At 41.5% G+C, this 14,581-nt stretch carries 14 protein-coding genes; 9 read left to right on the top strand and 5 right to left on the bottom strand.

Annotated features, from left to right (window positions below; genetic code table 11):
- The first annotated feature begins 896 nt into the window (after positions 1-896).
- Together ACN222_RS30700 and ACN222_RS30695 are read left to right on the top strand one after the other, a co-directional pair.
- Positions 897-1,277 (top strand): hypothetical protein, encoded by a 381-nt coding sequence (locus tag ACN222_RS30700; RefSeq protein ID WP_010994178.1) that lies wholly within the window; start codon positions 897-899, stop codon positions 1,275-1,277.
- Between the two features lie 312 nt (positions 1,278-1,589).
- Positions 1,590-1,922, top strand: a complete 333-nt coding sequence (locus ACN222_RS30695; RefSeq protein ID WP_010994177.1) for a hypothetical protein — start codon at positions 1,590-1,592, stop codon at positions 1,920-1,922.
- Between the two features lie 195 nt (positions 1,923-2,117).
- Here the strand turns inward: ACN222_RS30695 and ACN222_RS30690 are convergent, their stop codons facing one another.
- The 5 genes from ACN222_RS30690 to ACN222_RS30670 form a co-directional block, all read right to left on the bottom strand.
- Positions 2,118-2,504, bottom strand: a complete 387-nt coding sequence (locus tag ACN222_RS30690; RefSeq protein ID WP_010994176.1) for a type II toxin-antitoxin system death-on-curing family toxin — start codon at positions 2,502-2,504, stop codon at positions 2,118-2,120.
- Positions 2,501-2,698 carry a ribbon-helix-helix protein, CopG family gene (locus ACN222_RS30685; protein ID WP_010994175.1) on the bottom strand — a complete coding sequence of 66 codons (198 nt, stop codon included), beginning with the start codon at positions 2,696-2,698 and terminating at the stop codon, positions 2,501-2,503. The genes ACN222_RS30690 and ACN222_RS30685 overlap by 4 nt, the downstream gene beginning before the upstream one ends.
- A gap of 43 nt (positions 2,699-2,741) precedes the next feature.
- Positions 2,742-3,665 carry a ParB/RepB/Spo0J family partition protein gene (locus ACN222_RS30680; protein WP_010994174.1) on the bottom strand — a complete coding sequence of 308 codons (924 nt, stop codon included), beginning with the start codon at positions 3,663-3,665 and terminating at the stop codon, positions 2,742-2,744.
- The gene (locus tag ACN222_RS30675; RefSeq protein WP_010994173.1) at positions 3,666-4,442 is read right to left on the bottom strand and encodes a ParA family protein; all 777 of its coding nucleotides are present in this window, start codon (positions 4,440-4,442) and stop codon (positions 3,666-3,668) included.
- Between the two features lie 571 nt (positions 4,443-5,013).
- The gene (locus ACN222_RS30670) at positions 5,014-6,222 is read right to left on the bottom strand and encodes an RNA-guided endonuclease InsQ/TnpB family protein (protein WP_010994068.1); all 1,209 of its coding nucleotides are present in this window, start codon (positions 6,220-6,222) and stop codon (positions 5,014-5,016) included.
- Between the two features lie 441 nt (positions 6,223-6,663).
- Here ACN222_RS30670 and ACN222_RS30665 point away from each other — a divergent pair, with 441 nt between their 5' ends.
- From ACN222_RS30665 to tnpB (ACN222_RS30635), 7 genes are all read left to right on the top strand, one after another.
- On the top strand, positions 6,664-6,834 hold the full coding sequence (locus ACN222_RS30665) for a plasmid partition protein ParG (protein ID WP_010994151.1): 171 nt from the start codon (positions 6,664-6,666) through the stop codon (positions 6,832-6,834).
- 380 nt (positions 6,835-7,214) lie between these two features.
- Complete coding sequence (locus ACN222_RS30660; RefSeq protein ID WP_419756926.1) at positions 7,215-10,055, top strand: DNA primase family protein; 2,841 nt, start codon at positions 7,215-7,217, stop codon at positions 10,053-10,055.
- A 68-nt stretch (positions 10,056-10,123) separates the two neighbouring features.
- On the top strand, positions 10,124-10,528 hold the full coding sequence (gene tnpA, locus ACN222_RS30655; protein WP_096637282.1) for an IS200/IS605 family transposase: 405 nt from the start codon (positions 10,124-10,126) through the stop codon (positions 10,526-10,528).
- The gene (gene tnpB / locus ACN222_RS30650; protein ID WP_010999798.1) at positions 10,512-11,735 is read left to right on the top strand and encodes an IS200/IS605 family element RNA-guided endonuclease TnpB; all 1,224 of its coding nucleotides are present in this window, start codon (positions 10,512-10,514) and stop codon (positions 11,733-11,735) included. The genes tnpA (ACN222_RS30655) and tnpB (ACN222_RS30650) overlap by 17 nt, the downstream gene beginning before the upstream one ends.
- Before the next feature lie 58 nt (positions 11,736-11,793).
- Positions 11,794-12,237: a hypothetical protein gene (locus ACN222_RS30645; RefSeq protein WP_419756925.1), complete on the top strand. Its 444-nt coding sequence runs from the start codon at positions 11,794-11,796 to the stop codon at positions 12,235-12,237.
- Positions 12,218-12,622: an IS200/IS605 family transposase gene (tnpA, locus tag ACN222_RS30640; RefSeq protein WP_096637282.1), complete on the top strand. Its 405-nt coding sequence runs from the start codon at positions 12,218-12,220 to the stop codon at positions 12,620-12,622. Before ACN222_RS30645 ends, tnpA (ACN222_RS30640) begins: the two co-directional genes overlap by 20 nt.
- Positions 12,606-13,829, top strand: a complete 1,224-nt coding sequence (gene tnpB / locus ACN222_RS30635) for an IS200/IS605 family element RNA-guided endonuclease TnpB (protein WP_010999798.1) — start codon at positions 12,606-12,608, stop codon at positions 13,827-13,829. The genes tnpA (ACN222_RS30640) and tnpB (ACN222_RS30635) overlap by 17 nt, the downstream gene beginning before the upstream one ends.
- Positions 13,830-14,581 lie beyond the last annotated feature (752 nt).

The raw sequence follows: 14,581 nt of genomic DNA, 5'->3' as shown, positions 1-14,581 counted from the left end.
TATAAGCTGTGCAGAATACCAGACATTTTGTAGAGGAATCCGGTATTTAGGTGCAAAATGTCTGCTGTTTGTAACTGTGATTAATCAGACAATTTCACTACTTAAAACAAGTTTCAGCTTGATCAACAAGCGTGGGGATTCCAGGATGAATAATTCCTGACTAGGACTGAAAGAAAAATCATCTCCTGTTAAGTGTACTGGGTTAAGTTCTAGAAAAAAATCTTGAATTACAATTGCAACATAAAATGTATTATCGATGCTCAATACTTTAAAAGTATTTCTCTTGCAGTGTGGTATCAACTCCCTAATATGTTAATACGCTTTAATTTTTTTGATCGGGCGATCGCTCACGCTTATAGCTCACTTCTTGGATAAACTTGATATCATTCTGTTGTGATGCTGATTAAGTTCAAATTGCCGAAATTTTGGCAACCCTAAAATAGCCAAAGCCGCTTAAATGCGAAAAAAACGCATATAGCCGTAGTAAGTACGACTATTTTAATATTTCTTGAGAGAATTGTTTTGGCTGTTAATTGAGGCTGTTTCAAGTTATGCCTAGACCTAGCCTGGGCATAGCTATAGCATAACTTGAGAAATTGCTTTTTTAAGTGGCTATTAAGCTAAAGCTATGTCTAGGCATAGCCTGGGCATAGCCTACAACTAGTCTAGACTATGCCAAGAAAACTGTAGTGTACTATACAATTTAGGATAATTAAATCCACTAATGACATAGACTTAGTGGAGTTAAAAAATCAACTTGTAAAAAAGAACTTTCTTCAGTTAAAGTGTACATAAGAAATTTCTGAATTTCGGCTGTGCAAAGAAAATGGAACTACCTAACAACAGTTACATCATTGCAATGAATAATTGCACGAAAGCTTTGCTCACAGAAAAATATGAAACAAAATCAAAAATTGTTTTTGACAATTAAGCGAAGGGTAGATAGCTCAGAAGGTCAGTTACTAAAATATCTGAAAACAGAACCATTTGACTTAGGGACATTACCAGAAATAGTGATGTTGACCCTGAAACAACATTGGTCGCCTTTTGCCATGTCTGCTGATGGGGTAGATGGTGAGCAACTAAGACAAAGGGCTATATGGGCAATTGAACAATTGGAAGCACAAGCAGCGTTAATTCGAGCGGTGTTTCTAGAACCAGCAGTAGTGAAGACACAGACGATAGCTAACCAAGGTCAAGCTCAACAGACAAATGGTTTCTCTGACAATGGGTTTTTACCCCAAACATCGTCCAGGAACCACAATAGCTCAAATTAAGCAATCTTGATGTTCGACAGAATCTCTGTCGAACATCGTCAAATCCTCTGCCTGTAATAGTTTCAGCCAAGCCTAGTAGAATTACAGCCAACTTTCACCTGTTCAAGCAAAGAGAGTCCTGTGTAGTAAATCTTTGTAGCATATATGTAGTTTAATAGGAGTAATTTTCTAGACTGCGCTTGTCAAATTAGTTTTGGCTCAACTCACTTGTTTCAAATCGATTTAAATAATGTTTAGGGAGCGAAGTTTTTCTCAGGGCTTGATAAAATCAAGTGCGGAAATTTGAGTCTTTGATGAGCCAGGGGGCGAAGTATGCAAGCCAAGAGTGAAGTGACAATTAAATTTAGCGGCTCATTGCCAGAAGCCAAACCAGCAGAGAACAAAAAAGTTGAAGTCTCACTGACTGACCAGAATGGTGTAGTCTTCACTGCGCTGATCAACGCGAAAAGCTGGCGCAAGGCTGAAACCAATACGGCTGAGTTCGCAGACTGGGCTGGGGCTATATCAGGTAAGCTTGGTCAACGAACAGAAAATGGTTTTGAAGTGGTTGACGCAGGGCTTCAGATTTTTGAAAAGAAAGCGAAGGAGCCTAAACCAGATGTAGAGGCAGAGGCGACAGGAGAAGTAACTGGTGTAGCTTCATAGATGCGTAGAAAGCATTCAATAACAAATTTCCACCTCTGCAATGAGATATTTGCACAGGTGGAAGCAATCTTAAGTGCCGATTCAAAGAAATCCTAAATCTGAGTTACCCGAAACGTTTCGGGTAACTTTTGCTGTAGGTTCATTTTCTTTACCCCACTGCAAAGAGTCTTTCTGATTCAACTCCCCGCTTAGACATTAGATAACCTTGATATGATTTTTCAACCATTGTACAAATGCCTCACGCTCAAGTTCACCCGATGCTAGAGATAGTATAATCGTCTCCTGCTCATCGACAGAAGCATCAATTTCATTACCATTCATGACTAGAAAAACTTCCATTGCTGCATGACCAATCCGCTTATTCCCATCAATAAATGGATGATTCATGATCAGCGAAAAACCGATAGCCGCAGCCTTATCAACAAGTGTCGGGTACAGATCCTCACCGCCAAAAGTCATCCGAGGTTGAGCCAGTGCAGATTCTAAAGTACCTCTATCGCGGATACCCAACGCGCCACCAGACTGCTCGATAATCTGACGGTGAAGTTCGACAACTTCAACCAGTGTCAAGAAGCGAATCATGCTAATCGCTTGTAAAGTTCAGCATTTTTTCGCAGTACATAACTAGCTGATTGGTTAAACTCATTTTGGGGGTAGTTCAACAAATCTTCTACAGAGGCAGATAACAATTCTTCAGTAGACATCCCCAACTTTTCCGCTAATTCCTGCAATTTTTGTAGTTGCTGCTCTGTAATATTAATTGTTATGGCAGCCATATTTTCTTTTCCTAGCTAGTCTTTGTTTAACATTATCTGGCATTTATCCTTCATCAGCCATTAAAGCTTCTAATTCTTTCAACAAAGATTCTAGTTTCTCCTGCTTCTGGGGATTTTCCCAGACCTTGAGCTTTTTCGCTTTCTTATATGTAGTATCTAAACGACTTTGCAGTGGTGGAATTGTGTCAGAGGGTTGTTTAGCTTTGACCTGCTGTTGAATTTCCGAGAGGGATAAAGATAGCGTTAGGGCAGCTTCTAAAAGTTCAGTTCTTTCCTCTAGTGATTTTATTTTGGCAATTTCCTTGCCCTTGGTGTACTCAATTTGTCCAGCACGTAGGGCTGATAAAATATCTTCTGGCAGTTTCAACAGTGGTAGTCGGGTACGGACAAATGATTGCCAACTCATCTTCCCCAATTCAGTAAACGCTTTTTCTACTACTTCTGCCTCAGAATTACCCGAAACGTTTCGGGTAATCTTACCCTTGGCTTCATTCTCTATTCTGTAGAGTACAGAGGAGACTTCGGCTGGTTCGCATCCCAGTCGCAGCGCCAACAGTTGCAAGATGCCTTCAGTTTCTTCTATAGGGTTTAAGTCTGACCGTTGTAAATTCTCAGTTAGAGCATACTGTACCGCCTGCTCATCCGACATCTCTCGTGCCGTTATTGGCACTTCTGTTAAAGCTGCTTCTTGCGCTGCCCTATATCTGCGCTCTCCTGCCACTAATTCATACTTATCCCCTACTGGTCTAACCAATAGCGGCTGGAGGATACCTTCACGTTTGACTGACTCCACCAAAGATTGCATCGCCTGGGGGTCAAAATAACGTCGAGGTTGACTAGAGGGGAGAATAATTTTGTCCAGTGATACCTTAGTAGGGACTAAATTCTCATCATCCTCTTTGAATAGGGCAACGTTCTTGAGTTTGCTTCTATCAGCAGGTGGTTGGCTGGCACGTCTAGGACTCATCTATAAAACCTCCATAGCTTCTGCTATGTCATCAAAAATGCGGAGTATAGCAGGATTTTTATTCGGGCATAATGCCAAAGGTTTACCATACTCAGCCGCTTCTGCTAGGGAGGTAGCGCGAGGTAGTGGTGTAAATATCGTGGACAAACTCGACAGTTGCTCACGAATTGATTCTAGGGTTCTTTGGTCTAAAGAGTTACTAGCAGAGTACATGGTAGGGAAAAACCCCGCTATTTTCAGGGAGCGGTTGAGCTTGCGCTGGACTCTGGCGACCGTTTTTAATAGCGAGTCTGTCCCCTTCAATGCTTTGAACTGGCACTGAATGGGAACCAATACATGAGTAGAGGCAACCAAGCTAATTTGACTGAGAATGCCCAAACTGGGGGGGCAGTCAATCAAAATAAAATCGTAGTTATCCAATACAGGAACTAATACTTCTTTGAGCCGAAATTCGCGCAGTTCAGCAAATATTAGCTCTTGTTCTGCATTAGCCAGCAAGATGTTAGCTGGAGCTAAGTCCATGCTGTGTAAATCCCCATGTATGGGTATGGGTTCATCAGACTCAGACACCAGAGCATCGTAAATAGTTTTTTCTAAATCAGCCGGTTCTAACCCCATGAAGGTTGTTAGGGAGGCTTGGGGGTCGATGTCTATCACCAGCACTCTGTGGCGACGAAGTGAAAGGTGATAACCAAGATTTTGGGTTGTTGTTGTTTTAGCGACACCACCAGCTTGATTAAAAAGTGAGATTATCTTGGTCAATTTCACCGCCCACATTTAACACTGGTCAAAATATACCCCAATTGTGTCCAATAATGAGCAGTAGTAGGTGGAAAACAAACATCAAAATATATGTAAAAAAATGATACATCAATTTGGTATCGAGTTAGGTCGAGGGGGAGTATTATCTTCCCCTCGACCTAAAGAAAAACTTGAATACTCCTGCACCATTTGGGGGCAAGTTAGTAAATCAATTAAATAGGAACTGCAATATTTCTTTACAACGTGTCCTAATTTCCACATATCCGATACCGTTGGCGAATTCCCCAAACAGCTAAACTGAACCGATTAGTTCAGCAATAAAACGATTGAGAACCTTATGAGCAGTTTTATACCCAGTAGCCTGCTTACCTAACTTCAGTTCAGACAAAACACGGTCACGTAAAATTTCAAGTTCCTCTATCGCCAACCCAACAGACTGTTTCGCAGGCTTATCAGATGTCTGATGAAGCTCACCCTGCCGTGTAATACTCGGTTGAGGTTCGTTTTCCCCTGGATGGGGGGCTAAAAATTCTGACTCTTCCCGTTTGACATCCTCCCCCGTTTAGAAAACGGGGGATTCCAAGAATCACTTCTTGGGCTTTCTCTTTCCACGACTCGACTTATTTGGAGGAGTTACCTCACCCAAACAGAGGTCGATATCTCCAGAGACTTGAGATCCTGTGTGTCCCACAGTACGTAGTCCTAGTTCAAGTATGTTCCGTGCAGCGTTCCAATCCCTGTCTTGAATATGTCCACAGTGAGGGCAAGCATGAGTTCTTGTACTCAGCGACTTTTTCACTACTTCGCCACAGTTGGAACAATTCTGCGAAGTGTGATGGGGTGGGACTGCAACAGTCACTACACCAAACACTTTGCCGAAATACTCAACCCATTGCCGAAACTGCGTCCACGCTGCATCACTAATCGACTTGGCAAGATGTCTATTCCTGACCATGTTCCGCACCTGCAAATCCTCATAGGCTACCAAGTCGCTAGACTGGACTACGCACCTCGCCAACTTTACGGCGAAGTCTTTACGCTGCCTACTTACTTTAAGGTGTTTTCTACTCAAGCGATTTCTTGCCTTGACTCTGTTGTTAGAACCCTTCTTGGTTTTAGACAATCTGCGTTGCAATCTCTTGAGAGACTTTTCGCTTTTACGCAAGTGTCTAGGGTTCTCAACTGTATTGCCTTCGCTATCGGTCAAGAAATGGTTCAATCCCACATCCAGCCCAATAGTTTTAAGCGTTGGTTCTCGCCTTTCTACTCGCTCTTGGTCAATGCAAAACTGCGCGTAGTACCCATCGGCACGACGCACAACCCGCACCCTCTTGAACTGTTTCAACTGGTAGAAATGCAAGTCACGAGTTCCCCAGAGTTTGAAAGTTCCTGCTTTAAATCCGTCGCTAAAAGTGACATAACGACGGTCACTACTAAGCTTCCAGCCGCTAGTTTTATACTCAACACTCCCATGCGTCTGTTCTTTTTTAAAGCGTGGATAACCTTTCTTCCCGGTTTTGTTTTGCTTGCAATTGTCAAAAAACCGAGCAATTGCACTCCACGCTCTTTCAGCAGAAGCTTGTCGAGCCATAGAGTTGAGTTTGGCAACGAACGGAAAGTTTTCATTGGCAGCAAGGACAGCGCAATAAGCACTCAAATCATACCTGCCGATGTTTTGGTTGTCCATCCAGTACCGGAGGCAAGCATTGCGGACAAAACGAGCAGTTTTAATCGCCTCATCCAGCAATTGATACTGCTCGTTTGTTCCTTCAAGTTTTGTCTCAAATACTAGCATTTTTACGTCAAACTCTCTGACGTAATTATACCATGTTACGACCGAATAAATTCGGTCATTCGCTTATATCCCCCGATTAAAAATACGGGGGCTTTACGCTTCACGGCTCGTAACCTGCAATCAGCGTGAGTGTACCCTGATGCCTCGGAAGGGCATTTTCGGGCATTTCTGCCAAATCTGTCATAAGGTATAACCCTCTAATTATTCAATTGACAAGGTTCTGGAATAGGCTTGCTGCCTTGGTTTTGACCAGTTAAGCAATGATGCGGTGGCGCGCTGGCACTTATCCCATCTAATGTTGCTTTGGTCATTCCCTGACGTTTTTACCTTAATAGCACTATAGCACAAAAACTATAGTGCTATTAAATCATTTACTTGAATGTGCTAACTATTTGGCGACAATAGTAAAGTATTGCTAATTTGCTAAAGAAACATTTTGCTATGACCGATTCAAACAAACAGGTTTTTGTGCGATTTCGAGTAGATGAAGAAAAGCGTGATCGCTTCAAAATAACCTGTATACAGTTAAAAACAACTATGGATGAAGTTTTAAAAGGTCTTCTTGATAAGTGGTTAGAAGAAAACGATCCTGAGTCAACCAAAAATAAATAGCACTTTGATTATAGTGCTATAATCCTCACATCAATAACAAAAAGCCCCCGGTAGCAACCGAGAGCTTTTAGTTCTTAACAACGCCCTATCTTAGCGGATTCAGCGTTGTTTGTTCACTCATACCGGGAAAGCCCGGATTTAATAAAAGTTAATATGCTTAAACTACAAGTTTACAACGACAGTTACCATGAGTGCATCGGTAACATTGTCAGAGGGCATTGTATCTATATTACAGCATCAAGAAATTTGCTGTTAGAAATAGATAATAGCACAGTAATTAACTGTTTTAAAATCCTCGGAGACACTTGCTATAGAAACAATACAGCGATTTTTTTAATAGCTAATCTTCAACAATTGAATCAAATCGGAGGTATCGCGTAATGGTTGCACAATTCTCCTCCTCTACAGCGATCGCCGGTTCAGATTCATTTGATATTCGCAACTTTATAGACCAGTTAGAACCAACACGGGTCAAGAATAAATATATTTGCCCAGTGTGCGGTGGCCATAATCTCAGCATCAACCCGAATAACGGCAAATACAGTTGTTATAACGAGTGCCTTCACCGCGATATTAGAGAAGCAATCAAGCCCTGGACTCAGGTACTAGAAGAACGAAAACTAGGCTCTACATTATCACCCAAGCCGCTACCAATTAAGGCGAAAAAGCCAGCAACAGTACCCAAAGTTTTAGATGTAGACCCATCACAGTTAAGAATATGCTTGCTTTCGGGTGAAATCACCACACCACAGCCTGTAACACCTGATTTCGTTCCTAAATCCGTTGCCATCAGGCTGTCAGATTCAGGAGCCACATCACAGGAATTAAAAGAAATTAAGGAGATTGAATACGACTATGGCAATGGGCGAAAGGCTCATAGATTTTCTTGTCCCTGTGCTGCCGCACCCAAAGGCAGGGTCAAAACATTCTCAGTCAGCCGAATTGACCCTATAACTAATAAGGTTGCCTGGAAGAAAGAAGGATTTTGGCCAGCTTACAGACAATCCGAAGCGATCGCCATTATCAAAGCCACAGACGGCATCCCTGTACTGCTGGCTCATGAAGGTGAAAAATGCGTTGAAGCCAGCCGATTAGAAAACTTAGCCAGCATTACTTGGGTAGGCAGCAGTTCCGACCGTGACATACTCCATTCATTAACCCAAATCCAGCACAGTACAGGTAAAGATTTTTTACTAGCTTACTGCGTAGATAATGATTCTACTGGCTGGAACAAGCAACAGCGAATTAAAGAGATTTGTCAGCAAGCCGGAGTAAGTTTTGTTGCCATCGACTTGCTAAAAATTCAACCCAATCTGCAAGATAAAGGAGACATAGCAGATATTTTTGAGTCGGGCATGACGGGCGATGAATTAGTAGAGCTATTGCTTAAACAGATTGAAGAAATTACAACTCAAAAGCAACAACAATCAGCCCAAGACACACTAGATGTTGCCGATTTGGGCGACGAGGAGCCTGACAGCACATTTCTACAAAAGGGTTTTAACACCCTTTACGGTGAAACAAAATGGATCTGTGCCGATGGCAAGCTGTACTACTGGCATGGCAAAGGCTACAGGTACTCACCCGATGCCGTCGAGCGTCGGCGCATCACCAATTATTGCAATTCCTATCCGGTGATCAAGAAAAACGGCGATAGTTATGTGATCACCTATCCCTACGCCAAACCCAACAAGGTCAAAGAATTACTGGAGTGGGTGAAGCTGCGAGTCGAAATTGACCCGCAATTACTCAACCCGCCAGGAGTCAACTGTACCAATGGCGTGTTAGCCATTGACTGGTCAGGCCCAATACCAAGGCCAGTTTTAGAAGAACACGACCCAGATAAGCACTTTTTTACTTATGAACCATTGGTGAAGTATGACCCGAAGGCGGATTCTAGCCACTGCGATCGCTTACTGGAATGTTTAGACTCGCCACAACAGCAAATTTTATTAAGGAATCTGGGGGCAAGTCTTGATTTAGCGGAAGTTCGTAAGCGTAAAGGACGGGAACCAAAGGTACTACTTGCTTGTGGCTTGGGTGCAAATGGTAAAGATTCAATTCGGCAGGTAGTATCTACCATCTACGGTCATCAAGGTATGACCAGCTGCTCTTTAGCTGACTTTGTGGCTTATGATGAAGGGCGGAAATTTGCATTAGCTGCACTCGTTAACAGCCGGGTGAATTGGGCAAGTGAAAACCCACAGACCACACGACTCGATAAGATTCAGTCGCTCAAGCTATTTGCTACTGGTAACGTCTTACACTCCGAGCGCAAAGGCAAAGACCACATCGAATTTAACTCTAACGCGATCGGCATCTTCAACTTGAATGATACCCCGTCATGGTACGGCACAATTCAAGCAATTTTAGACCGCATCGCCGCTCTGATTTTCCGCAAAACATTTAAGACCAACCCTGACCCCAATAACCACGATGAGTTACTAGCTGACCCCCGGTTTGCTTATGACGTGGATTTTGTGCAAGAGTGTGTCGCCCCAGCATTTTTAAATAAGATGATTGCTGGGTTACAAGCATTAATCGCTGAGGGCATTGACTACAGTTGCACTCAACAAGCCTTGGAAGAAATTCAAGCGGAAAACTCGCACTTGTTCCAATTCTGCAAGGATACAGGGCTAGGATACAAGGCGAATGGCATTGTTACCGCTTTTGATATCTGGCAACGCCTGGAAAATTGGTACATCGATAACGGTACTTTGTCATTTGAGGAATCGAGCAATGGCAAGGTAAAAGCGATATGGCAGGAACAATCTAAGCCCAGCGATAAAACAGTCAAGGCGATTAACCAAGCCCTACCCAGAATTAAAGCATTATTTCCCAAAACCAAATTAGTCACAGTTCCCCATCCATCAGGTAAGCGGAAATTACAAGCACTGCAAGGAATTAGTTTTGATAATGTGCCAATGTCAATAACTGGCACACCCATAGCAATAAGTGAAAATTCCACACCAAATTCCACACCAAATCCACACCAACAAAGCCTGATAAATCAAGACTTCCACACCACCCACACCAGTGATGAGGGGTTGGATGAAAAAAATAATTCTGGTTTTCAAAAAGTCGATCTAGATCAACAACCAAAATCAGAGATCAATGTCAATGTCGATAGGGCTGATCAAGATTGGCATGGGAATCTTGAGTCAAAATTAGATATCAATCCCAATGTTGATTTCTGCAAGCCGCACACTCGTGACTTCTAGTCATGAGTTAGGCGCTCCATATTTCCATATTTTGTCTTACTATGGTCATGCACATGGTAAGATGAATTATGGAAGTAAAGCACGGTAGAGGTTACGTTTATGCAATTGAGTATCATATCGTATGGTGTGTTAAGTATAGGCATAAGGTACTGAAAGATGAAATAGCTGACTTTCTGAAAGAAGTTCTAGTTGAGACGGCAATTCTTTACAAATTCAAGGTTGAGAGTCTTGAGGTAGTAGAAGACCATGTTCATGTTTTAGTGTCTGCAACGCCTCAGCACACCATCCCTAATATAGTCAAAATGCTAAAGGGAATATCAGCTAGGAAATTGTTTTTAAAGTTTCCTCAACTCAAGAAAAAGCTATGGGGAGGTCATCTCTGGAATCCTAGTTATTTTGTAAGTACTGTTTCAGATAATACAGAAGCACAAGTCAAAAAGTACATAGAAAACCAAAATGCAGAGAGCGTTTAAAGTTACACTCATTCCTAATCACAATCAAGAGGTCTTAATCAATAAGAGTATTGGTTGTGCAAGGTTTGTGTATAACCACTTTCTGGCATTAAAGCAAGAGCTATATCAGTCCGAACAGAAAACATTAAACTATAACGCTTGTAGTCAACGTTTAACTTTACTCAAGAAAGAAATTGAATGGTTGAAGGAAGTAGATAAGTTTGCCTTACAGAATTCGCTCAAGAATTTAGAGACAGCATACAAAAACTTTTTTGCTGACTTAAAGAAGGTCAAAGGCAAAAAAGGAGTAGGCTTTCCCAAGTTTAAAAAGAAGCATGGTTGCAAGCAGTCTTACAAGACGAATTTAACAAACGGTAACATCCAGGTAATAGAGAATCGTTTAAAGCTTCCGAAGTTAGGGTGGGTGAAGTTTCATAAGTCCCAAGAAGTTACCGGAAAGCTTATAAACGTTACCATAACTCGGACTTCTTCTGGTAAATATGTTGCTAGTATTCTGTGTGATACAGAGATTGAGAAACATCCCCAAGTTAGTCAAAATATTGGCATAGACTTAGGCATAAAGTCTTATCTCGTTACTAGTAATGGGGAAGTCGTAGATAATCCCAAATATTACCGGACTCAAACTCGTAAATTACGTAAAGCACATAAAAAATTATCCCGCAGTGTAAAAGGCAGTACTAATCGAGTCAAAGCGAAAATCAAGCTGGCTCGTAGCTACGAAAGAATTACCAATCTCAGAGATGACTTTCTGCACAAGCTGTCAACTCGTCTAATCAAAGAAAACAGTATTATCTGTATTGAGGATTTGCGAGTTGCCAACATGGTAAAAAACCATAAATTATCATTGAGTATTTCAGACGCTAGTTGGTCTAAGTTCGTTGCCATGCTTGAATATAAAGCTTTTTGGCATGACAGAATTGTGCAGAAGGTTGGTACGTTTTATCCCTCCTCTCAGACTTGTAATCATTGTGGTTTTATCAACCCTTTGGTCAAAGATTTAAAGTTACGTGAATGGGCTTGTCCTGGTTGTAGTGGTTACAATTTGAGAGACAATAACGCAGCGTTGAACATATTAGGTGAGGGATTGAGATTAATAGCCGCCGTGGGTATCCCGGAGGCTCTAAACGCCTGTGGAGAACTCGTCAGTCCTGGAGCAATTCAGGCAGAGATCGTTGAAGCAGGAATCACGCGACTTCAAGTCGTGTGAGGTTCAATTTGAAAATGAAATAGAGGGCGATAAATTGGTGTGGGAGGTGTGCGGTGAAGTGCCAGCAAGCACTACAGCCGATTCAACTGGTGTGGATATTGCTGTGCCAGGAGAGCTTATTGCTATGCCAGAGAGCTTATTGACAACAGAAGTAGAGAGCCAACTAAAGAGCGTAGATGTAGCAGAGGTTTGTCTACAAGGTGAAGAGGAAGCGTCACACCAAACAGTCAATGTTCAAAGAGACGAACAACCAAAATCTTCCGCCTTCGGTTCCACCCCCTGTTCCACCTCTGGTTCTACCCTCGAATTATCTTTTGAGCAGAAACTTATGGGTAATGTGGCACTGATTAGGGAGTGTATTGCCGATGAGAGTTGGGGCTTGATTTCTGCAAGCCGCACACTCGTGACTTCTAGTCATGAGTTAGGCGCTCCATATTTCCATATTTTGTCTTACTATGGTCATGCACATGGTAAGATGAATTATGGAAGTAAAGCACGGTAGAGGTTACGTTTATGCAATTGAGTATCATATCGTATGGTGTGTTAAGTATAGGCATAAGGTACTGAAAGATGAAATAGCTGACTTTCTGAAAGAAGTTCTAGTTGAGACGGCAATTCTTTACAAATTCAAGGTTGAGAGTCTTGAGGTAGTAGAAGACCATGTTCATGTTTTAGTGTCTGCAACGCCTCAGCACACCATCCCTAATATAGTCAAAATGCTAAAGGGAATATCAGCTAGGAAATTGTTTTTAAAGTTTCCTCAACTCAAGAAAAAGCTATGGGGAGGTCATCTCTGGAATCCTAGTTATTTTGTAAGTACTGTTTCAGATAATACAGAAGCACAAGTCAAAAAGTACATAGAAAACCAAAATGCAGAGAGCGTTTAAAGTTACACTCATTCCTAATCACAATCAAGAGGTCTTAATCAATAAGAGTATTGGTTGTGCAAGGTTTGTGTATAACCACTTTCTGGCATTAAAGCAAGAGCTATATCAGTCCGAACAGAAAACATTAAACTATAACGCTTGTAGTCAACGTTTAACTTTACTCAAGAAAGAAATTGAATGGTTGAAGGAAGTAGATAAGTTTGCCTTACAGAATTCGCTCAAGAATTTAGAGACAGCATACAAAAACTTTTTTGCTGACTTAAAGAAGGTCAAAGGCAAAAAAGGAGTAGGCTTTCCCAAGTTTAAAAAGAAGCATGGTTGCAAGCAGTCTTACAAGACGAATTTAACAAACGGTAACATCCAGGTAATAGAGAATCGTTTAAAGCTTCCGAAGTTAGGGTGGGTGAAGTTTCATAAGTCCCAAGAAGTTACCGGAAAGCTTATAAACGTTACCATAACTCGGACTTCTTCTGGTAAATATGTTGCTAGTATTCTGTGTGATACAGAGATTGAGAAACATCCCCAAGTTAGTCAAAATATTGGCATAGACTTAGGCATAAAGTCTTATCTCGTTACTAGTAATGGGGAAGTCGTAGATAATCCCAAATATTACCGGACTCAAACTCGTAAATTACGTAAAGCACATAAAAAATTATCCCGCAGTGTAAAAGGCAGTACTAATCGAGTCAAAGCGAAAATCAAGCTGGCTCGTAGCTACGAAAGAATTACCAATCTCAGAGATGACTTTCTGCACAAGCTGTCAACTCGTCTAATCAAAGAAAACAGTATTATCTGTATTGAGGATTTGCGAGTTGCCAACATGGTAAAAAACCATAAATTATCATTGAGTATTTCAGACGCTAGTTGGTCTAAGTTCGTTGCCATGCTTGAATATAAAGCTTTTTGGCATGACAGAATTGTGCAGAAGGTTGGTACGTTTTATCCCTCCTCTCAGACTTGTAATCATTGTGGTTTTATCAACCCTTTGGTCAAAGATTTAAAGTTACGTGAATGGGCTTGTCCTGGTTGTAGTGGTTACAATTTGAGAGACAATAACGCAGCGTTGAACATATTAGGTGAGGGATTGAGATTAATAGCCGCCGTGGGTATCCCGGAGGCTCTAAACGCCTGTGGAGAACTCGTCAGTCCTGGAGCAATTCAGGCAGAGATCGTTGAAGCAGGAATCACGCGACTTCAAGTCGTGTGAGGTTCAAGAATATAAAACGGCTTTACTGTGTCTGGTGGTTGGAGTGACTGAGCAGTTGTTGAAGTAGGTATGTAATATCGCAGTATTACGCATTGTCAATAATCCCCCAGCTTATTGACAATGAAAAATGCTCAAAAAAGTGGCTGTAATTGAGACTGGATAAAAGTTACAGAAGATTTTTATCAAAAACAGTGGACGGCCAAAAGGACAAGAAACCACTGTTTTTGATGTTTTGGACGGCCGTTGACAGGTGGGCAATTGTCAGCAGAGCATGACAACTGACTAAGGTTGGTGCTTATTGGACGGCCAAAGGGACAAGAAACCATTGTTTTTGATGTTTTGGACGGCCAAAAATATTAGTGTCGGATGAGACTGATTTAGTACGGTTAAACTACACTAATCTTACGGTGTTAAAGGTTTTTAGTAGAGTTGTTGTGTTAGACAAGTTTTTATTTCAGTTAACGCTCAATATATAGAGTGACTTGTGAACTCACAGTGGAAATTTCAGGTTCACTTACTGAAGAAGTTAATCGATTGAGCCGTCTTTTTGAAGTACGTGTGCAACACGTATGTATTGCTCATTCTCAATAAAATCTGAGTTATTGAGAATGAGCAAGTTTGAAAAAAGTGGCTAAAAGCTAGTTGGTGTATTTATTAGACACCAGTTTTTGGGTTAAAGCGATGTTCTAAATAGCAGACATTTTGTAGTGGAAATTCAAGATTCCTTGACAGCTATAACATGGCAATACGTA

The organism is Anabaena sp. FACHB-595 (genome assembly GCF_048568275.1).
In the GTDB taxonomy this organism is placed as follows: domain Bacteria; phylum Cyanobacteriota; class Cyanobacteriia; order Cyanobacteriales; family Nostocaceae; genus Trichormus.
The sequence above is the reverse complement of the archived record's forward strand: the minus strand, read 5'-3'. Positions and strand labels throughout refer to the sequence as shown.

Excerpts from the sequence above, each read along its gene's own strand:
- ACN222_RS30700 (WP_010994178.1), top strand. The coding sequence starts at position 897 with ATGAAACAAAATCAAAAATTGTTTTTGACAATTAAGCGAAGGGTAGAT.
- ACN222_RS30695 (WP_010994177.1), top strand. The coding sequence starts at position 1,590 with ATGCAAGCCAAGAGTGAAGTGACAATTAAATTTAGCGGCTCATTGCCA.
- ACN222_RS30690 (WP_010994176.1), bottom strand. The coding sequence starts at position 2,504 with ATGATTCGCTTCTTGACACTGGTTGAAGTTGTCGAACTTCACCGTCAG.
- ACN222_RS30685 (WP_010994175.1), bottom strand. The coding sequence starts at position 2,698 with ATGGCTGCCATAACAATTAATATTACAGAGCAGCAACTACAAAAATTG.
- ACN222_RS30680 (WP_010994174.1), bottom strand. The coding sequence starts at position 3,665 with ATGAGTCCTAGACGTGCCAGCCAACCACCTGCTGATAGAAGCAAACTC.
- ACN222_RS30675 (WP_010994173.1), bottom strand. The coding sequence starts at position 4,442 with ATGTGGGCGGTGAAATTGACCAAGATAATCTCACTTTTTAATCAAGCT.
- ACN222_RS30670 (WP_010994068.1), bottom strand. The coding sequence starts at position 6,222 with ATGCTAGTATTTGAGACAAAACTTGAAGGAACAAACGAGCAGTATCAA.
- ACN222_RS30665 (WP_010994151.1), top strand. The coding sequence starts at position 6,664 with ATGACCGATTCAAACAAACAGGTTTTTGTGCGATTTCGAGTAGATGAA.
- ACN222_RS30660 (WP_419756926.1), top strand. The coding sequence starts at position 7,215 with ATGGTTGCACAATTCTCCTCCTCTACAGCGATCGCCGGTTCAGATTCA.
- tnpA (WP_096637282.1), top strand. The coding sequence starts at position 10,124 with ATGGAAGTAAAGCACGGTAGAGGTTACGTTTATGCAATTGAGTATCAT.
- tnpB (WP_010999798.1), top strand. The coding sequence starts at position 10,512 with ATGCAGAGAGCGTTTAAAGTTACACTCATTCCTAATCACAATCAAGAG.
- tnpA (WP_096637282.1), top strand. The coding sequence starts at position 12,218 with ATGGAAGTAAAGCACGGTAGAGGTTACGTTTATGCAATTGAGTATCAT.
- tnpB (WP_010999798.1), top strand. The coding sequence starts at position 12,606 with ATGCAGAGAGCGTTTAAAGTTACACTCATTCCTAATCACAATCAAGAG.